Genomic DNA, 18,975 nt, shown 5'->3' with positions numbered 1-18,975 from the left:
CCCGGGCCGTTTGCGCCGTACGCCGGAAGGAGACAACAGGAGTGCGGGTCTTTGCAGTTCAGCGGGCCCGACATGGAAATCCCCTGGCTTGGAAGGCTGTTTGGTCATGGCGACAGCGCAGCCCGAGCGGGGCGGGCTGCTGCCCGAACGTCCGGGCCCCCACCGCGGCACCCTCGCCACCACCGCCTGCATGGAGACACTGCAGGTCGGCTATCTGCACGCGGTCGCCGCCGCCGCGGGCTGCTCCCTGTCCCAGCCGTTCCCGGACAACGGCATCGACTGGCACGTCAGCCACAGCGCACCCGGACACACCGTCGACGACGAGGTCACCATCAAGGTGCAGCTCAAGTGCACCTACCAGATCGCCCCCAGGCCCCCCGGCCGCTTCTTCTCCTTCACGCTCGACAACGACCACCTGCGCAAGCTCGCCCGCACCCCCGTCTCGGTGCACAAGATCCTCGTCGTCATGCTCGTACCGCGCTCCCAGGACGACTGGCTGCGCGCCAGCCACGACCGGCTCGACCTCAGGCACTGCTGCTACTGGGTCAACCTCGCCGGCCACCCCGTCACCGGACGGCACCGCACCACCGTGCGCATCCCCACCTCACGCATCTTCGACGACCGGGCGCTCTGCGAGATCATGACCCGGGTCGGAACGGGAGGCAGACCGTGACCCACCGCCCGTACGACGCATCCCTGCGCGCGCTCCGCCCGCACCCCGCCGACACTCCCTGGCACCAGCCGCCCGAACCGGCCCGGGTCGACCCCGCTGTCCTCGGCGCCCTCCTGCACCGGCACGGCTGGCAGCGCCGCGGCGGCGCACCCGGACGGTACGGCCGCTGGACCCCGCCCGGACCCGGCCACGGCACCAGCCTGCTCGTCCCCGAGAGCCGCGCCTTCCCCGACAGCGACGACCTGCTCGGCGAGGCACTCCTCGCCCTCGCCCGCAGCGGCGCCCCCTCCGCCCGCGACGTACTCATCGCCCTCGCCGTCCCCAGCGACGAGATCTTCTGGTGGCGGGACGTGCCCGACGGCCCTGCCGGCGCCGCCACCTGGACCGCCGAGGAACACCTGCGCACCGCCGCCCGCCGGATGCTCCTCGCCGGCGCCCTCGCCACCCGCGCGCGGGCCGGCTATCACGGCGCCCGGCACCGCAAGCCGGCCGCCGCACTGCTGGAACACGTCCTCGTCGCCCCGGCCGCGGACGGCCGCACCCTCACCGCCTTCGTGCCCGCCGCCGACGCCCGACCGCTCGCCGTACGCCTGCACCACGCCCTGGCCGCAGCCCGCGAAGCCGTCGACTACCAGCGGGCCACCGGCGGCATGGAGGCCTTCGACGGCGCGGTCGAGGCGGGGGTGAGCCGCGAGCTCACCGAGGCCCTGATCGCGCTCGTCCGCGGCACCGAGGGCGCCCGCGTCACCGTCGAGTGGGCTCCGGCGGCCGGCGTGCCCCAGGGCTGCGCGGCCCGCGCCGAACCCGTCGAGTTCTCGCCCGGCGACGCACCCGCCCTGCGCGCGGCCGGGTCCCGCTATCTGCACGCCGAACCCTCCGTCCCCGTCCGCATCACCGGCACCGTGGTCCGGCTGCGCCGGTCGGGGCCGCGCGGCCCAGGCACCGTACGGCTGCGGGTGATCGCGGGGGCCGAGGTGCCGGACGTCCGCGCCACCCTCGACGAGGGGGCGTACGAGACCGCCGGGCGCGCCCACCTCGCCGGGCTGCCGGTCCGGGTGAGCGGGCGACTGGAGAGCCGGGGCGGCTTCCGGCGGCTGACCGGCGCCTTCGGCGTCGCCGTCCTGGAGGTGGACGAGGCCGAGCGGGACCGGCTGATGAAGTCACTCCAGGAGGAACGGCATGGTGACTGAACGGCGACGGTCGGTAACCGTTTAGCGGTCGGCCGGTCGGGGTCGGTACGATCCCGCTATCGCGCGCGCTCCCGGTATGGCGCCGCAAACCACCTGCAGTCAGGAGAGACCGGTGTCAGACGTCCGTGTGATCATCCAACGCGATTCCGAGCGGGAAGAGCGCACGGTGACGACGGGCACTACGGCCGCCGAACTCTTCGCCGCCGAGCGCTCGATCATCGCCGCGCGCGTGGGAGGCGAGCTGAAGGACCTCTCGTACGCGGTGCAGGACGGCGAGACCGTCGAGGGCGTGGAGATCGCCTCCGAGGACGGCCTGAACATCCTGCGCCACTCCACCGCGCACGTCATGGCGCAGGCCGTTCAGGAGCTCTTCCCCGAGGCCAAGCTGGGCATCGGCCCGCCGGTCAAGGACGGCTTCTACTACGACTTCGACGTCGAGAAGCCGTTCACGCCCGAGGATCTCAAGGCCATCGAGAAGAAGATGCAGGAGATCCAGAAGCGGGGGCAGAAGTTCTCCCGCCGTGTCGTCACCGACGAGGACGCCCGCGAGGAACTCGCGGACGAGCCCTACAAGCTGGAGCTGATCGGCCTCAAGGGCTCCGCCTCCAGCGACGACGGCGCGGACGTCGAGGTCGGCGCCGGCGAGCTGACGATCTACGACAACCTCGACGCCAAGACCGGCGACCTTTGCTGGAAGGACCTCTGCCGCGGTCCCCACCTGCCCACCACCCGGAACATCCCCGCGTTCAAGCTGATGCGGAACGCGGCCGCCTACTGGCGCGGCAGCGAGAAGAACCCGATGCTCCAGCGCATCTACGGCACCGCCTGGCCGTCCAAGGACGAGCTGAAGGCGCACCTCGACTTCCTCGCCGAGGCCGAGAAGCGCGACCACCGCAAGCTGGGCAACGAGCTCGACCTGTTCTCCATCCCGGAGCAGATCGGCTCCGGCCTCGCCGTCTTCCACCCCAAGGGCGGCATCGTCCGCCGCGTGATGGAGGACTACTCGCGGCGCCGCCACGAGGAAGAGGGCTACGAGTTCGTCTACACCCCGCACGCGACGAAGGGGAAGCTCTTCGAGACGTCGGGCCACCTGGACTGGTACGCCGAGGGCATGTACCCGCCCATGCAGCTCGACGAGGGCGTGGACTACTACCTCAAGCCCATGAACTGCCCGATGCACAACCTGATCTTCGACGCGCGCGGCCGCTCGTACCGTGAACTGCCGCTGCGCCTCTTCGAGTTCGGGACCGTGTACCGGTACGAGAAGTCAGGCGTCGTGCACGGTCTGACCCGGGCCCGCGGCTTCACCCAGGACGACGCGCACATCTACTGCACCCGCGAGCAGATGGCGGACGAGCTCGACAAGACGCTCACCTTCGTCCTCGGCCTGCTGCGCGACTACGGTCTCACCGACTTCTACCTGGAGCTGTCCACCAAGGACCCGGAGAAGTTCGTCGGCTCCGACGACGTCTGGGAGGAAGCCACCGAGACGCTGCGCGAGGTCGCCGAGAAGCAGGGTCTGCCGCTGGTTCCCGACCCGGGTGGCGCCGCGTTCTACGGGCCGAAGATCTCCGTCCAGGCCAAGGACGCGATCGGCCGCACCTGGCAGATGTCGACCATCCAGCTCGACTTCAACCTGCCCGAGCGCTTCGACCTGGAGTACACCGGCCCGGACGGGTCGAAGCAGCGCCCGGTGATGATCCACCGTGCTCTGTTCGGCTCGATCGAGCGCTTCTTCGCCGTGCTCCTGGAGCACTACGCGGGCGCCTTCCCCGCGTGGCTCGCCCCCGTCCAGGCGGTCGGCATCCCGATCGGCGACGCGCACGTCGAGTACCTGCAGAAGTTCGCCGCCGAGGCGAAGAAGAAGGGACTGCGGGTCGAGGTGGACTCCTCCTCGGACCGTATGCAGAAGAAGATCCGCAACGCCCAGAAGCAGAAGGTGCCCTTCATGGTCATCGCGGGCGACGACGACATGGCGGCCGGTTCGGTCTCCTTCCGCTACCGCGACGGCTCGCAGGAGAACGGCATCCCGTTCGACGCGGCCATCGCGAAGATCGCGCAGGTCGTGGAGGAGCGGACGCAGGTCTGATCCGGCGCTCGGTGAAGGCCCTCGGGAGGTTCAGCCTCCCGGGGGCCTTCCCTCGTCCCCGGAACCCTCGTCCTCCCGGGAGAACACCTGGAGCAGCCAGGAGGAGAACGAGCCCGTGACCGCCCCCAGCAGTGCCAGCCCGCAGGCCATCATCCCGGCCGCGATCACCCGGCCGAGCGGGGTCACCGGGACCACGTCCCCGTAGCCGACCGTGGTGAGGGTCTCGCACGCCCACCACACCGCGTCCCCGAAGGTCCGCATGCTCGCGCCGGGAGCGCCCCGCTCCTGCTGGTAGACGGTGAGGGCGCCGGTGAACCCGAGCAGGACGGCGGACATCCCGGCGTAGGCGATCACCCGGGCGTGCAGCGAGAGCCGGGGCTCGCCGTGGCGGCGCTGCACGGTCTCGTACAGCCGGACCACGCGCAGCGGGCGCAGCAGGGGCAGGATCAGCACCACGGTGTCGAGCAGGTGGGTGCGGACGAAGCGCAGCCCCTGTCCGCTGAGCCGCCAGTGCACGGCGTAGTTGACGGCGAACATCGCCCAGCAGACGAGCATCGCGATCCCGCAGAGGTCCAGCCAGAGGTGCCACAGGCCGTGGGCCAGGACCCGGGTCGCGTACGCCGCCAGGTAGACCACCGACGCCACGGCGAGGGGGATCTCGGTGCGCCGCTCCCAGCGGGCCACGGGGCTGTTGTCGTGCACCGGCTCAGCTTGGCCCGGAACGCCGTCGGCCTGGCCCCGCCGACACGCCGCGATCGGGCGAAGCCATATGCTGCTTTGCATGACGAGTGAGCCGGAACAGCAGATCGGAGTCGGGACGCAGGACGCGTTCCAGCGTCTGTGGACGCCCCATCGGATGGCCTACATCCAGGGGGAGAACAAGCCGACCGGTCCGGGGGCCGGCGACGGCTGCCCGTTCTGCTCGATCCCGGCCAAGTCCGACGAGGACGGGCTGATCCTCCGGCGCGGTGAGCACGTGTACGCGGTGCTGAACCTGTACCCGTACAACGGTGGTCATCTGATGACGGTGCCGTACCGGCACGTCGCCGACTACACGGATCTGACCGGGCCGGAGACGGCGGAGCTGGCCGAGCTGACCAAGCAGGCGATGACGGCTCTGCGGACGGCGTCCGGCGCGCACGGTTTCAACATCGGTATGAACCAGGGCACTGTCGCGGGTGCCGGGATCGCCGCTCATCTGCACCAGCACGTGGTGCCGCGTTGGGGTGGTGATACGAACTTCATGCCGGTGGTGGGGCACACGAAGGTGCTGCCGCAGCTGCTGGCGGACACGCGGAAGATGCTGGCGGAGGCCTGGCCCGAGTAGGCACGGGCGGGCCCCCGCCCGCTCCTCACGTGCTCACGCGTCGTAGACGTCGGCCTTCTTCGGGGAGACGTCCTGCACGGCCACGCTGAGGCCGGCCGAGCGTGTCCCGAACTTCTCGGTGTCCACGCCGTTCTCCTTGAGCACCTTGATCGCCGCGGCGTGCACGACCCGCAGCACCGGGGTGGCGGCGCGCAGCGCGTCGTCGGCCATGAAGCGGTGCCGCCAGGGCTGGTCGGCCCAGGCGTGACGGAGGCCGAAGGGTTCGGGGAGGCCCAGCGAGCCGCCGAGCCAGTTGAGCAGCGGCGGGTACCAGGTGAGGGGGGCGCGCGCGGCGAGGCGTACGACCTCGTCGGCGTCGACGAGGGGCAGCTTCACCTTGCGGGTCTCCCAGAACCGGAGCGCCTTCTGGACCTCCTTCTCCTTGGCCGCGGGCTTCGTGGTGAACAGGGAGTGGACGGGACCGAGGGCATGTCCGGTGACCTCGATGCGCAGGGTGTCGTGCAGCACGGTCACCGTGATGAGCATGGTGATGACCAACTGGCCGTCCCACAGGGTCCATTGGACGCCGAGGTAGTGCCGGTCGCCGCTGCCGAACTGCTGCTTGTTGCAGATGTCCTGTATGGCGTGCGTCTTGATCGTGTACGCGTCCACGTCGGTGCCGCTCGGCCGGGAGACCTCCTTGGCCTTCTCCCCGATCGGCGTGACGATCCAGTGCGTTATGGACGGTTTCGGGAAGCCGCCGGTGTTGATGGGGGTCCGCTCCAGCATGCCGAGGCCGCCCTGGATGGCGGTGATGACGTCCCAGCTGCGGAAGGGGTGGAAGTCCTTGCCGGGGTCGGCGGAGACGAGGTCCTCGGCGAGGTTCCAGCTGCCCCAGCGGGTGCCCATGCCGAGGACGCCCTTGGGGCCGGCGTAGAAGACGGAGTTGGAGCGCTGTTCGGCGCTGAGCCGGGCGAGTTCCTTGCGGATCTGCTCGGCGGCGTCGCCGGGGTTGCCGGGGACCGCCTCGGGGATCTTCGGGCCGAGGCCGCCGCCGGTCAGCAGGCTCTCCCAGCGTCCGCGCAGGTCGTGCGCGGTGCGCTCGCAGATCTGTTTGGCCCAGAACCAGCCGATGACCGGCAGGATGACGGCCGCGCGCGCGTACCAGGCCCAGAAGCCGGTGAAGGGCATGCGGATCAGGAAGAGGACGGCGAGGGCGCCGACGCCGAGCAGCAGGGCGGTGCCGATGGCGCCGGTCCGGTTGTTCCTCTTGGCGACGGTGGTGCGGAGGGTGAACACGACCAGCCAGACGAGGAGTCCGGGCAGGAAGAGCACGCCGCACAGGACGGTCACGGCGCTCAGCCAGTTGTCACGTTCGCGGCGGATGCGGTGGGCGGCCAGGCAGTGCTCGACGACGACCTGGGGTTCGGTGCCGAAGGACTGGATGAGGGGTTTGCGTCCGGCGCCGAGGGTGCGGTCGATCACCGCGCGCGTGAAGGCCTCGCCGAGCTTGGGCCGGAAGATGCGGGCCCAGGGGCGGGGGGCTTTGACCGTGGACTGGTGCCACTCGTTGTCGGCTTCGAGGATCTTGCCGACCTCGTCGTCCTCCCGGTACGCCGCCGAGGCCAGGGCGTACGTCGCCGCCGTCTGGCCCGCCGAGCCCGACAGGGGGACCTGAGCCCCGGGACTGAAGTCGAATCCGTCCGTCACTGCCGCCCCCCTCGCCGCCGCGTCTGCACCTGCGGCCTTCCCGACTTCCTTGCCGCGCACACCTGTTGATCAGGCCATCATGAGAGTATCCGCCGGCACTGACATTCGTCGGTGGTCGGCCGAAGACCTTTCCTTCGATGACCTGTTGACGCTCTTTGGCCTGTTGACGCTCTTTCACGGCCGGGCGCCGGGCCTGGCAGGGCACGTGCCCCGCCGGACCCGGCGCCCGGTGCGGGACGTCAGGTGTCGTCGCCCTGTTCGCGGATCTTCTCGGCGACCTGCTGCGGCATCGGTTCGTGCCGTGCGTAGGCGCGGTTGAAGCGGGCGGTGCCGTGGGAGAGGGAGCGCAGGTCGACCGCGTACCGGCCGATCTCGAACTCGGGCACCTCGGCGCGGATGAGGGTCCGCCCCGACCCGACCTGTTCGGTGCCGAGCACGCGGCCGCGGCGTCCGGACAGGTCGCTCATGACGGCGCCGACGTACTCGTCGCCGATCAGGACGGTCACCTCGGCGACCGGCTCCAGCAGATGGATCTTCGCGTCCGCCGCTGCCTCCCGCAGCGCGAGCGCGCCCGCCGTCTGGAAGGCGGCGTCGGAGGAGTCGACGGAGTGGGCCTTGCCGTCGAGCAGGGTGATGCGGACGTCGACGAGCGGATAGCCGGCGGCAACTCCCTTGGCGGCCTGGGACCTCACGCCCTTCTCCACCGACGGGATGAACTGCCGCGGCACCGCGCCGCCGACGACCTTGTCGACGAACTCGATGCCCGAGCCGCCCGGCAGCGGTTCGACCTCGATCTCGCAGATCGCGTACTGGCCGTGGCCGCCGGACTGCTTCACGTGCCGTCCGCGGCCGGTGCCCTTGCCGCCGAAGGTCTCGCGCAGGGAGACCTTGTGCGGGACGACGTCGACCTGGACGCCGTAGCGGCTGCGCAGTCGTTCCAGGGCGACGTCGGCGTGGGCCTCGCCGAGGCACCACAGCACGACCTGGTGGGTGTCCTGGTTCTGTTCCAGGCGCATGGTCGGGTCCTCGGCGGCCAGCCTGCCCAGGCCCTGGGAGAGCTTGTCCTCGTCGGGTTTGCTGTGGGCCTGGATGGCCAGCGGCAGCAGCGGATCGGGCATCTGCCACGGCTCCATGAGCAGCGGCTCGTCCTTGGCGGAGAGCGTGTCCCCGGTCTCGGCCCGGCCCAGCTTCGCGATGCTCACCAGGTCGCCCGCGACGGCGTGCGTCACGGGGCGCTGCTGTTTGCCGAACGGGGTGGACAGGGCCCCGATCTTCTCGTCGACGTCGTGGTCCTCGTGGCCGCGGTCGGTCAGCCCGTGCCCGGAGACGTGCACGGTCTGGTCGGGGCGCACGGTGCCGGAGAAGACGCGGACCAGGGAGACGCGGCCGACGTAGGGGTCGGAGGCGGTCTTGACGACCTCGGCGACCAGTGGGCCGTCGGGGTCGCACGAGGTGAGCTCGCGCGGCCGGCCGTCGACGGTGGTGACGGAGGGGGCCTGCCGTTCCAGCGGGGTCGGGAAGCCGCGGGTGATCAGCTCCAGGAGTTCGACGGTGCCGATGCCCTGGCGGGCGCCCTCGGCGGCGGGGGCGGCGGCCAGGACGGGGAAGAAGGCGCCGCGCGCGACGGCCTTCTCCAGGTCCTCGATGAGCGTCTTGACGTCGACCTGTTCGCCGCCGAGGTAGCGGTCCATCAGGGTCTCGTCCTCGCTCTCGGCGATGATCCCCTCGATGAGCCGGTTGCGTGCCTCCTCGATCAGGGGCAGCTGCTCGGGGCCGGGTTCGGACTCCTTGCGTTCGCCGGAGGAGTAGTCGAAGAGCTTCTGCGAGAGCAGTCCGACGAGCCCGGTCACGGGCGCGTGCCCGTCGGGACCCTCGGGGCCGTGCAGCGGCAGGTAGAGCGGCAGCACGGCGTCGGGGTCGTCCGCGCCGAAGGCCTCGGCGCACACGCGGGTCATCTCCTCGAAGTCGGCGCGGGCGGCTTCCAGGTGGGTGACGACGATGGCCCTCGGCATGCCGACGGCCGCGCACTCCTCCCACACCATCCGGGTCGATCCGTCCACGCCGTCCGACGCCGAGACGACGAAGAGGGCCGCGTCCGCCGCACGCAGACCGGCCCTGAGTTCGCCGACGAAGTCGGCGTATCCGGGAGTGTCGAGAACGTTGATCTTGATCCCGTCCCATTCGACGGGGACCAGGGAGAGCTGTACGGAGCGTTGCTGCCGGTGCTCGATGTCGTCGTAGTCGGAGACGGCGGTGCCGTCCTCCACGCGGCCCGCGCGGTTCACGGCTCCCGCGGTCAGCGCGAGAGCCTCCACCAGAGTCGTCTTGCCCGATCCGGAGTGGCCGACCAGCACCACATTCCGTACGGACGCGGGGTGGTCGGCCGCCGTTGCCCTGCCGGCGGCCCCAGGGTGTGTGTTCGCCTTGTCGCCCATGGCCTTGCCTCCCGTGCACGGTGAGGTCACTGTGGGCGCGGGCGTGCGGGGCCGCGTGCGGTGGCGGCTCCGATGACGCCCGCGGTCCTTCGAGCTTTCCACTCCCTTCACGGTGCGTCCATACGGAGGACGCGATCGCGTCGTGACCGGTGTGTGACGGGGCCCGGGAGGCGGCGTGCGGGTGTCCGGCAGCCCTGTACGCGCGTGGGCTTGTGCGCCCGGCCGTCGCACACACGCACGCGTGGCTACGATGGGCCAGCCGGAGGTCAGCAGGGGCCGCGGCGACACCGACCGTCGGGAAGGCCATGCTGAACAAGTACGCGCGTGCATTCTTCACGCGTGTCCTCACGCCGTTCGCCGCGTTTCTCATCCGCCGGGGTGTCAGCCCCGACACGGTCACGCTCATCGGCACGGCCGGTGTGGTGGCGGGCGCGCTGGTCTTCTATCCCAGGGGCGAGTTCTTCTGGGGCACGATCGTGATCACGCTGTTCGTCTTCTCCGACCTGGTCGACGGCAACATGGCGCGCCAGCTGGGCCGTTCCAGCCGCTGGGGCGCCTTCCTGGACTCCACCCTCGACCGGGTCGCCGACGGCGCGATCTTCGGCGGCTTCGCCCTCTGGTACGCGGGAGGCGGCGGCGACAACGTCCTGTGCGCCGTCTCGATCTTCTGCCTGGCCAGCGGACAGGTGGTGTCGTACACCAAGGCCCGGGGTGAGTCGATCGGGCTGCCGGTCGCCGTCAACGGGCTCGTCGAGCGGGCCGAGCGGCTGGTGATCTCGCTGGTCGCGGCCGGTTTCGCGGGCCTGCACAAGTTCGGTGTCCCCGGCATCCAGTACCTGCTGCCCATCGCCCTGTGGATCGTCGCCGCGGGCAGCCTGGTCACGCTGATCCAGCGCGTCGTCACGGTGCGCAGGGAGTCCGAGGAGGCGGAGGCCCTGGACGGCCGGGGCAACGCGTCCCAGGGGAGCGAGGCGGCGAAGTGAGCACCGCGGAACGGTTGACCGACGCCCTGTACGGCCTCGGCTGGAGCACCGTCAAGAAGCTGCCCGAGCCGGTCGCCGCGCGGCTCGGCCGCTCGGTCGCCGACCTCGCCTGGAAGCAGCGCGGCGCGGGTGTGCGCCGGCTGGAGTGCAACTACGCGCGCGTGGTGCCGGACGCGAGCCCGGAGCGGCTGGCGGAGCTCTCGCGCGCGGGCATGCGGTCGTACCTGCGCTACTGGATGGAGTCGTTCCGGCTGCCCGCGTGGAGCCCGGAGCGGATCAGGGACGGCTTCGACCCCAAGGACGTCCACCACCTCACCGACGGCCTGGCCTCCGACCGCGGCGTCATACTCGCGCTGCCGCACCTGGCCAACTGGGACCTCGCGGGCGCCTGGGTCACCACCAGGCTTCAGACGCCGTTCACCACGGTCGCCGAGCGCCTCAAGCCGGAGACCCTGTACGACCGCTTCGTCGCCTACCGCGAGGGCCTCGGCATGGAGGTCCTGCCGCACAGCGGCGGCTCCGCGTTCGGCACGCTGGCCCGGCGGCTGCGCGACGGCGGCCTGGTCTGCCTGGTCGCCGACCGCGACCTGTCCGCCTCCGGAGTCGAGGTCGCCTTCTTCGGCGAGACGGCGCGGATGCCCGCCGGCCCCGCCCTCCTCGCCCAGCAGACGGGCGCGCTCCTGCTGCCCGTCACGCTCTGGTACGACGACTCGCCCGTCATGCAGGGCCGTGTGCACCCCCCGATCGAGGTCCCGGAGTCAGGTACGCGGGCCGAGAAGACGTCTGTCATGACACAGGCGCTGGCCGACGCCTACGCCACGGGAATCGCCGACCATCCGGAGGACTGGCACATGCTCCAGCGGCTCTGGACGGCGGATCTCGATCCCGCCAAGGCACCGGCCACGGATCCGGGTAAGGGGACCATGTGAGGATCGGCATCGTCTGCCCGTACTCGTGGGACGTTCCGGGCGGCGTTCAGTTCCACATCCGCGACCTGGCCGAGTACTTCATCGGCCTCGGGCACGAGGTGTCCGTCCTGGCCCCGGCCGACGACGACACCCCGCTCCCGCCGTACGTCGTCTCGGCCGGCCGCGCGGTCCCCGTGCCGTACAACGGTTCGGTGGCCCGGCTGAACTTCGGCTTCCTCAGTGCCGCGCGGGTGCGCCGCTGGCTGCACGACGGCGCGTTCGACGTGGTACACATCCACGAACCGACCTCGCCGTCGCTCGGCCTGCTGACCTGCTGGGCCGGGCAGGGCCCCATCGTGGCCACCTTCCACACGTCCAACCCGCGCTCCCGCGCGATGATCGCCGCGTACTCGATCCTCCAGGCCGCCCTGGAGAAGATCAGCGCGCGCATCGCCGTGAGCGAGTACGCCCGCCGCACCCTCGTCGAGCACCTCGGCGGGGACGCGGTGGTGATCCCCAACGGCGTCGACGTCGACTTCTTCGCCAAGGCCGAGCCGAAGCCCGAGTGGCAGGGCGACACGATCGGCTTCGTCGGCCGCATCGACGAGCCCCGCAAGGGCCTGCCGGTGCTCATGAAGGCCCTCCCGAAGATCCTCGCCGCCCGTCCGCAGACCCGGCTCCTGGTCGCCGGCCGCGGCGACGAGGAGGAGGCCGTCGAGACGCTCCCGGCCGAACTCCGCTCCCGCGTCGAGTTCCTCGGCATGATCAGCGACGAGGAGAAGGCCAGCTTCCTGCGCAGCGTCGACCTGTACGTCGCCCCCAACACCGGCGGCGAGAGCTTCGGCATCATCCTCGTCGAGGCCATGTCCGCCGGCGCCCCCGTCCTCGCCTCCGACCTCGACGCCTTCGCCCAGGTCCTCGACCAGGGAGCGGCGGGCGAACTCTTCGCCAACGAGGACGCCGACGCCCTCGCGGAAGCCGCCGTACGCCTCCTGCAAGACCCCGGCCGCCGAGCCGAACTCCGCACCCGGGGCAGCGCCCACGTCCGCCGCTTCGACTGGTCGACGGTCGGCGCCGACATCCTCTCCGTCTACGAAACGGTCACGGCCGGCGCGGCAGCGGTAGCCACGGACGACCGCTGGGGCGGCAGACGCTCCCGCTTCGGCCTGGCGAGGGACTGACGGGAGGGCTCTTCTCGACGTCGGGCGGGGCATTTCAGCCCGTCGGGGCAGCACCTGGGTAGGTAGGGCCGTAGTAGGTGGGTCGGCCCCGCTTTGGTCCCCAGGGTCCTTCTCGACGCCCGGGGTGTTTCAGCCCGTCCGGCGTTTGAGGACGAGGCCGTTCAGGCCGACAGCGGGGGTCTGGGGGCGGCAGTCCCCGGCGTGCGACCAACTCGAGGTGACCCGGCCAACCCCAGCGGAGCGCCCCGGTAGCCTTGCGGCCCGTGACTCCAACCCTTGTCTGGATCCTCGTCGCCCTCGTCGCGATCGGTCTGTATCTGAGCTGGACGGCCGGCCGGCTCGACCGGCTGCACGCACGGATCGACGCCGCCCGCGCCGCGCTCGACGCCCAGTTGCTGCGCCGCGCCTCGGTGACCCAGGAGGTGGCGACCTCGGGCGTCCTGGACCCCGCTGCCTCGATCCTGCTGTACGAGGCCGCACACGCCGCGCGGCAGGCCGAGGAGGACCACCGGGAGGTCGCCGAGAGCGAGCTCACCCAGGCGCTGCGGGCCGTCTTCGCGGAGGCCCAGCAGGTGGACGCCGTCCGCGAGGCACTCGGGGGAGACGAGGCCGCGCGGGAGCTGACCGAGGCGGTGCGCCGGGTGCCGATGGCCCGCCGCTTCCACAACGACGCGGTGGGCGCCGCCCGGCGGCTGCGCCAGCACCGCAAGGTGCGCTGGTTCCGGCTGGCCGGACACGCGCCGTTCCCGATGGCTTTCGAGATGGACGACGAGCCGCCGGCGGCCCTCGCGGACCGGGCGACGTAGCGGTACGACGACGGCCGAAACGGGGCGGGACACAGGGATCAGTGGAAAAAAGGATCCACGGCCTTCGCATTGGCCCTTGCAGTGGCCCTCTTCCTTCACGTTTCCTCGGTTCAGCACAACATCGTCTTCACCGAGTGAGGTCACCCGTGTCCCACACGATTTCCGACTCCTCCACGCCGACCCCCGAGACCGGCACCGCGCGCGTGAAGCGCGGCATGGCCGAGCAGCTCAAGGGCGGCGTGATCATGGACGTCGTCACGCCGGAGCAGGCGAAGATCGCCGAGGACGCGGGCGCCGTCGCCGTCATGGCCCTGGAGCGCGTGCCCGCCGACATCCGCAAGGACGGCGGCGTGGCCCGCATGTCCGACCCGGACATGATCGAGGGCATCATCGACGCCGTCTCGATCCCGGTCATGGCCAAGTCCCGCATCGGCCACTTCGTCGAGGCCCAGGTCCTGCAGTCCCTCGGCGTCGACTACATCGACGAGTCCGAGGTCCTCACCCCGGCCGACGAGGTCAACCACTCCGACAAGTGGGCCTTCACGACCCCCTTCGTCTGCGGCGCCACCAACCTCGGTGAGGCCCTGCGCCGCATCGCCGAGGGCGCGGCCATGATCCGCTCCAAGGGCGAGGCCGGCACCGGCAACGTCGTCGAGGCCGTCCGCCATCTGCGCCAGATCAAGAACGAGATCGGCCGACTGCGCGCCCTCGACCACAACGAGCTGTTCGCCGCCGCCAAGGAGCTGCGCGCCCCGTACGAGCTGGTCAAGGAGGTCGCCGACCTGGGCAAGCTCCCGGTCGTCCTCTTCTCCGCCGGCGGCGTCGCCACCCCCGCCGACGCCGCGCTCATGCGCCAGCTCGGCGCCGAGGGCGTCTTCGTGGGCTCCGGCATCTTCAAGTCCGGCGACCCGGCCAAGCGCGCCGCCGCCATCGTGAAGGCCACCACCTTCTACGACGACCCGAAGATCATCGCGGACGCGTCCCGCAACCTCGGCGAGGCCATGGTCGGCATCAACTGCGACACCCTCCCCGAGGCCGAGCGCTACGCCAACCGCGGCTGGTAGGGCACGGACACCATGAACACCCCCGTCATCGGCGTCCTGGCCCTCCAGGGCGACGTACGGGAGCACCTCATCGCCCTGGCCGCGGCCGACGCCGTGGCCAGGCCGGTGCGGCGCCCCGAAGAGCTCGCCGAGGTCGACGGCCTCGTCCTCCCCGGCGGCGAGTCCACCACGATCTCCAAGCTGGCCGTCCTCTTCGGAGTGATGGACCTCCTCCGCGCGCGCGTGCGCGAGGGCATGCCCGTCTACGGCACCTGCGCGGGAATGATCATGCTCGCCGACAAGATCCTCGACCCGCGCTCGGGCCAGGAGACCATCGGCGGCATCGACATGATCGTGCGCCGCAACGCCTTCGGCCGGCAGAACGAGTCGTTCGAAGCGGCCGTCGCCGTCAAGGGAGTCGAGGGCGATCCTGTAGAGGGCGTCTTCATCCGCGCCCCCTGGGTCGAGTCCGTCGGTGCCGGGGCCGAGGTGCTCGCCGAGCACGACGGTCACATCGTCGCGGTCCGCCAGGGCAACGCGCTCGCCACGTCGTTCCACCCGGAGCTGACCGGCGACCACCGAGTGCACTCCCTGTTCGTCGACATGGTGCGCGCCAACCGGACCCGGGAGTCCTTGTAGGATCTCTGGGGTTCGTACAGAGATGGGTTACGCGAAGGAGACAGGCAGATGTCCGGCCACTCTAAATGGGCCACGACGAAGCACAAGAAGGCCGTGATCGACGCCAAGCGCGGCAAGCTCTTCGCGAAGCTGATCAAGAACATCGAGGTCGCGGCGCGCATGGGCGGCGTCGACATCGAGGGCAACCCGACGCTCTACGACGCCATCCAGAAGGCGAAGAAGCAGTCGGTCCCGAACAAGAACATCGACTCCGCGGTCAAGCGCGGCGGCGGCCTCGAGGCCGGCGGCGCCGACTACGAGACGATCATGTACGAGGGTTACGGCCCGAACGGTGTCGCGGTGCTCATCGAGTGCCTCACCGACAACCGCAACCGTGCCGCCTCCGACGTCCGTGTCGCCATGACCCGCAACGGCGGCAACATGGCCGACCCCGGCTCGGTGTCGTACATGTTCAGCCGCAAGGGCGTCATCATCGTCCCCAAGGGCGAGCTGACCGAGGACGACGTGCTCGGCGCCGTCCTGGACGCCGGAGCCGAGGAGGTCAACGACCTCGGCGAGACCTTCGAGGTCATCAGCGAGGCCACCGACCTGGTCGCGGTGCGCACCGCGCTCCAGGAGGCCGGCATCGACTACGACTCCGCCGACTCGAGCTTCGTGCCCTCCGTCCAGGTCGAGCTGGACGAGGAGGGCGCCAAGAAGATCTTCAAGCTGATCGACGCGCTCGAGGACAGCGACGACGTGCAGAACGTCTTCGCCAACTTCGATGTCAGCGACGAGATCATGGAGAAGGTCGACGCGTAACGCTGCCGCGAGCTGCGCGACTTCGACGGGCCGGTGGGACACGTTGTGTCCCACCGGCCCGCGGCCGTTGTCAGTGGCACCGTCTAGCGTGGCGGCAGTCAAAGATCACCGTCCACGGGCCGGAACCAACAATTGAGGACCCCGACGGTGTTCAGCCAGGTCCGCGAGAGCGGCGGCGGATTAGCCGCAAAGGAGGGATGGGTACGGTGCGCGTACTGGGGGTGGACCCGGGACTGACCCGGTGCGGTGTCGGCGTGGTCGAGGGGGTCGCGGGACGGCCGCTGACCATGGTCGGCGTCGGAGTCGTCCGCACACCGCCCGACGCGGAACTGAGCCTCCGGCTGCTCGCCGTCGAGCAGGGCATCGAGCAGTGGCTGGACGAGCACCGGCCGCAGTTCGTCGCCGTCGAGCGCGTCTTCAGCCAGCACAACGTCCGTACGGTCATGGGCACCGCCCAGGCCAGCGCGGTCGCCATGCTCTGCGCCGCCCGGCGTGGCATCCCCGTCGCCCTGCACACTCCCAGCGAGGTCAAGGCCGCCGTCACCGGCAGCGGCCGGGCCGACAAGGCGCAGGTCGGCGCCATGGTCACCCGGCTCCTCCGGCTGGCCGCCCCGCCCAAGCCCGCCGACGCCGCCGACGCCCTCGCGCTCGCCATCTGCCACATCTGGCGCGCCCCCGCGCAGAACCGTCTCCAGCAGGCCGCCGCCCTGCACGCAGCGGCAAACGCAACGAAAGGCCGTACGGCATGATCGCCTTCGTGAGCGGCACGGTCGCCGCACTCGCCCCCGACACCGCGGTCATCGAGGTGGGCGGGGTCGGCATGGCCGTGCAGTGCACCCCGAACACGCTCTCCACGCTCCGCGTCGGCCAGCAGGCCAAGCTCGCCACCTCCCTCGTCGTACGGGAGGACTCGCTGACCCTGTACGGCTTCGCGGACGACGACGAGCGCCAGGTCTTCGTGCTGCTGCAGACCGCCAGCGGCGTCGGCCCGCGCCTGGCGCAGGCGATGCTCGCCGTGCACACGCCGGACGCCCTGCGCCGGGCCGTCGCGAGCGGTGACGAGAAGGCCCTCACCGCCGTACCGGGCATCGGCAAGAAGGGCGCCCAGAAGCTGCTGCTGGAGCTCAAGGACCGGCTCGGCGCACCCCTCGGCGCCCCGGCGGCCAGCGCACCGGTCACCGCCGGCTGGCGCGATCAGCTGCACGGGGCACTGATCGGTCTCGGGTACGCCACGCGCGAGGCCGACGAGGCCGTCACCGCCGTGACCCCGCAGGCCGAGGCAGCCGGGGGCGCGCCCCAGGTGGGCCAGCTGCTGAAGGCGGCCCTGCAGACCCTGAACCGCGCCCGCTGACCACCTGCGCCCCAGCTAGGAGACCTCAGTGAACTGGGATGACACGACCGACAGCGCCTCGCCCGAGCGGCTGGTGGACTCGGTCGCCGACGGGGAGGACCAGGCCGTCGAGGCCGCCCTGCGCCCCAAGGACCTCGGTGAGTTCATCGGCCAGGAGAAGGTCCGCGAGCAGCTCGACCTCGTCCTGCGCGCCGCACGCGCGCGTGGCGCCACCGCCGACCACGTGCTGCTCTCCGGCGCCCCCGGCCTCGGCAAGACCACCCTCTCGATGATCATCGCGGCCGAGATGGGCGCCCCCATCCGCATCACCTCCGGCCCCGCCATCCAGCACGCCGGCGACCTCGCCGCGATCCTCTCCTCCCTCCAGGAGGGCGAGGTCCTCTTCCTCGACGAGATCCACCGCATGTCGCGGCCCGCCGAGGAGATGCTCTACATGGCGATGGAGGACTTCCGGGTCGACGTCATCGTCGGCAAGGGCCCCGGCGCCACCGCCATCCCGCTGGAGCTCCCGCCGTTCACCCTGGTCGGCGCCACCACGCGCGCGGGCCTGCTGCCGCCCCCGCTGCGCGACCGCTTCGGCTTCACCGCGCACATGGAGTTCTACGAGCCCACCGAGCTGGAGCGCGTCGTGCACCGCTCGGCCACGCTGCTCGACGTCGAGATCGAGCCGAGCGGCGCCGCCGAGATCGCCGGCCGCTCCCGCGGCACGCCCCGTATCGCCAACCGCCTGCTGCGCCGGGTGCGGGACTACGCGCAGGTCAAGGCCGACGGGTTCATCACCCAGGACATCGCCGCGGCCGCCCTGCAGGTCTACGAGGTCGACCCGCGCGGCCTCGACCGGCTCGACCGCGCCGTCCTTCAGGCCCTGCTCAAGCTGTTCGGCGGCGGCCCCGTCGGCCTGTCCACCCTCGCCGTCGCGGTGGGGGAGGAGCGCGAGACCGTCGAGGAGGTCGCCGAGCCCTTCCTGGTGCGGGAGGGACTGCTCGCCCGTACCCCGCGCGGACGCGTGGCCACCCCCGCCGCCTGGGCCCACCTCGGCCTGACCCCGCCCGGTTCGGGACCCGTAGGAAACGGACAACAGGACCTGTTCGGAACGTGACGGCGGCGGGATCGGCGAGGGCATTGGCCGGGCCAGGAACCCAGGTGCCATGCTGAGCGTTGTTCCCTGCACGCGGACTCGCCTAGACTCCGCCGATGCCGCCCTTGCGGGCGGCGCCAGACACCACACCCCATCCCCCAGGCCGCTGTCCGCCGCGGTCGCGCGAAGGAAACCCCGTCCCGTGAATACCTTGACCCTTCTCCCGTTCATTGTGCTCATCGCGGCCATGTTCCTGATGACGCGCTCGGCCAAGAAGAAGCAGAACCAGGCCGCCGCGATGCGGAACGAGATGCAGCCCGGCTCCGGCGTCCGCACGATCGGGGGTATGTACGCCACGGTCAAGGAGGTCAGCGACGACACCGTCCTCCTGGACGCCGGCCCGGGCGTCGATCTCCTCTTCGCCAAGAACGCGATCGGCGCCGTGCTCACCGACGACGAGTACAACCGCATCGTCCACGGCATCGAGCACGACCTGAAGTCCGACGCCTCCGTCGTCCCGGACGACGCCTCCTCCCTCACCGAGACCGACGAGGCCGCCGACGCTGCCGCCGCCGACAAGCCCGTCGACTTCGGCAAGAAGGACGAGCAGGACGAGAAGGCTGAGAAGGCCGAGAAGGCCGAGGCCGAGCCGGTCGCCGCGAAGGCCGACGAGGAGCCGAAGAAGGCCGAGGCCACGACGGACGCCGAGCCGAAGAAGACCGACGGCGAGTCCGACGCGAAGTAGTCACGTCCCGGGGTGCGCGGGCGCGATCCGATCGCGC

The 18,975-nt window shown here is 71.1% G+C and carries 18 protein-coding genes; 15 read left to right on the top strand and 3 right to left on the bottom strand.

The features are described 5' to 3' along the window. Positions 1 to 106: 106 nt before the first annotated feature. The 3 genes from QFZ74_RS05330 to thrS all read left to right on the top strand — a co-directional run bounded on the left by QFZ74_RS05330 (position 107) and on the right by thrS (position 3,952). Entirely contained in the window at positions 107 to 673 is a 567-nt protein-coding gene (locus QFZ74_RS05330) for a DUF4365 domain-containing protein (protein WP_307619619.1), read from the top strand. Continuing rightward, positions 670 to 1,863 (top strand): hypothetical protein, encoded by a 1,194-nt coding sequence (locus QFZ74_RS05325; RefSeq protein ID WP_307619618.1) that lies wholly within the window; start codon positions 670 to 672, stop codon positions 1,861 to 1,863. The genes QFZ74_RS05330 and QFZ74_RS05325 overlap by 4 nt, the downstream gene beginning before the upstream one ends. A gap of 112 nt (positions 1,864 to 1,975) precedes the next feature. Then, entirely contained in the window at positions 1,976 to 3,952 is a 1,977-nt protein-coding gene (gene thrS / locus QFZ74_RS05320; RefSeq protein ID WP_307619617.1) for a threonine--tRNA ligase, read from the top strand. 30 nt (positions 3,953 to 3,982) lie between these two features. On the opposite strand, the gene QFZ74_RS05315 is transcribed toward thrS, so the two are convergent. Continuing rightward, positions 3,983 to 4,654 (bottom strand): potassium channel family protein, encoded by a 672-nt coding sequence (locus QFZ74_RS05315; protein ID WP_307619616.1) that lies wholly within the window; start codon positions 4,652 to 4,654, stop codon positions 3,983 to 3,985. A 67-nt stretch (positions 4,655 to 4,721) separates the two neighbouring features. Here QFZ74_RS05315 and QFZ74_RS05310 point away from each other — a divergent pair, with 67 nt between their 5' ends. Beyond that, positions 4,722 to 5,279 carry an HIT domain-containing protein gene (locus QFZ74_RS05310; RefSeq protein WP_307619615.1) on the top strand — a complete coding sequence of 186 codons (558 nt, stop codon included), beginning with the start codon at positions 4,722 to 4,724 and terminating at the stop codon, positions 5,277 to 5,279. A 33-nt stretch (positions 5,280 to 5,312) separates the two neighbouring features. On the opposite strand, the gene QFZ74_RS05305 is transcribed toward QFZ74_RS05310, so the two are convergent. Together QFZ74_RS05305 and QFZ74_RS05300 are read right to left on the bottom strand one after the other, a co-directional pair. Then, on the bottom strand, positions 5,313 to 6,968 hold the full coding sequence (locus tag QFZ74_RS05305) for a hypothetical protein (RefSeq protein ID WP_307619614.1): 1,656 nt from the start codon (positions 6,966 to 6,968) through the stop codon (positions 5,313 to 5,315). 239 nt (positions 6,969 to 7,207) lie between these two features. Beyond that, entirely contained in the window at positions 7,208 to 9,403 is a 2,196-nt protein-coding gene (locus QFZ74_RS05300; RefSeq protein ID WP_307619613.1) for an elongation factor G-like protein EF-G2, read from the bottom strand. 305 nt (positions 9,404 to 9,708) lie between these two features. On the opposite strand from QFZ74_RS05300, the gene pgsA reads away from it, so the two are divergent. From pgsA to yajC, 11 genes are all read left to right on the top strand, one after another. Continuing rightward, positions 9,709 to 10,386 (top strand): phosphatidylinositol phosphate synthase, encoded by a 678-nt coding sequence (gene pgsA / locus QFZ74_RS05295; protein ID WP_373462348.1) that lies wholly within the window; start codon positions 9,709 to 9,711, stop codon positions 10,384 to 10,386. Next, a complete protein-coding gene (locus QFZ74_RS05290; protein ID WP_307619612.1) occupies positions 10,383 to 11,315 on the top strand; it encodes a phosphatidylinositol mannoside acyltransferase in 933 nt (310 codons plus the stop codon). The genes pgsA and QFZ74_RS05290 overlap by 4 nt, the downstream gene beginning before the upstream one ends. Further along, positions 11,312 to 12,475 (top strand): glycosyltransferase family 4 protein, encoded by a 1,164-nt coding sequence (locus QFZ74_RS05285; protein ID WP_307619611.1) that lies wholly within the window; start codon positions 11,312 to 11,314, stop codon positions 12,473 to 12,475. The genes QFZ74_RS05290 and QFZ74_RS05285 overlap by 4 nt, the downstream gene beginning before the upstream one ends. 254 nt (positions 12,476 to 12,729) lie before the next feature. Next, the gene (locus QFZ74_RS05280) at positions 12,730 to 13,281 is read left to right on the top strand and encodes a hypothetical protein (RefSeq protein ID WP_307619610.1); all 552 of its coding nucleotides are present in this window, start codon (positions 12,730 to 12,732) and stop codon (positions 13,279 to 13,281) included. A gap of 146 nt (positions 13,282 to 13,427) precedes the next feature. Next, on the top strand, positions 13,428 to 14,345 hold the full coding sequence (gene pdxS, locus QFZ74_RS05275) for a pyridoxal 5'-phosphate synthase lyase subunit PdxS (protein ID WP_307619609.1): 918 nt from the start codon (positions 13,428 to 13,430) through the stop codon (positions 14,343 to 14,345). Between the two features lie 12 nt (positions 14,346 to 14,357). Further along, complete coding sequence (gene pdxT, locus QFZ74_RS05270) at positions 14,358 to 14,963, top strand: pyridoxal 5'-phosphate synthase glutaminase subunit PdxT (RefSeq protein ID WP_307619608.1); 606 nt, start codon at positions 14,358 to 14,360, stop codon at positions 14,961 to 14,963. Positions 14,964 to 15,011: 48 nt separating this feature from the next. Then, a complete protein-coding gene (locus QFZ74_RS05265; protein ID WP_307619607.1) occupies positions 15,012 to 15,764 on the top strand; it encodes a YebC/PmpR family DNA-binding transcriptional regulator in 753 nt (250 codons plus the stop codon). A 206-nt stretch (positions 15,765 to 15,970) separates the two neighbouring features. After that, positions 15,971 to 16,513 (top strand): crossover junction endodeoxyribonuclease RuvC, encoded by a 543-nt coding sequence (gene ruvC / locus QFZ74_RS05260; RefSeq protein WP_307624048.1) that lies wholly within the window; start codon positions 15,971 to 15,973, stop codon positions 16,511 to 16,513. Further along, positions 16,510 to 17,115: a Holliday junction branch migration protein RuvA gene (ruvA, locus tag QFZ74_RS05255; protein ID WP_307619606.1), complete on the top strand. Its 606-nt coding sequence runs from the start codon at positions 16,510 to 16,512 to the stop codon at positions 17,113 to 17,115. Before ruvC ends, ruvA begins: the two co-directional genes overlap by 4 nt. Before the next feature lie 28 nt (positions 17,116 to 17,143). Then, a complete protein-coding gene (gene ruvB, locus QFZ74_RS05250) occupies positions 17,144 to 18,214 on the top strand; it encodes a Holliday junction branch migration DNA helicase RuvB (protein WP_307619605.1) in 1,071 nt (356 codons plus the stop codon). 181 nt (positions 18,215 to 18,395) lie between these two features. Beyond that, entirely contained in the window at positions 18,396 to 18,938 is a 543-nt protein-coding gene (gene yajC / locus QFZ74_RS05245) for a preprotein translocase subunit YajC (RefSeq protein WP_307619604.1), read from the top strand. Positions 18,939 to 18,975 lie beyond the last annotated feature (37 nt).

Origin of the sequence: Streptomyces sp. V3I7 (assembly GCF_030817495.1) — a bacterium.
GTDB lineage: Bacteria > Actinomycetota > Actinomycetes > Streptomycetales > Streptomycetaceae > Streptomyces.
The sequence above is the reverse complement of the archived record's forward strand: the minus strand, read 5'-3'. Positions and strand labels throughout refer to the sequence as shown.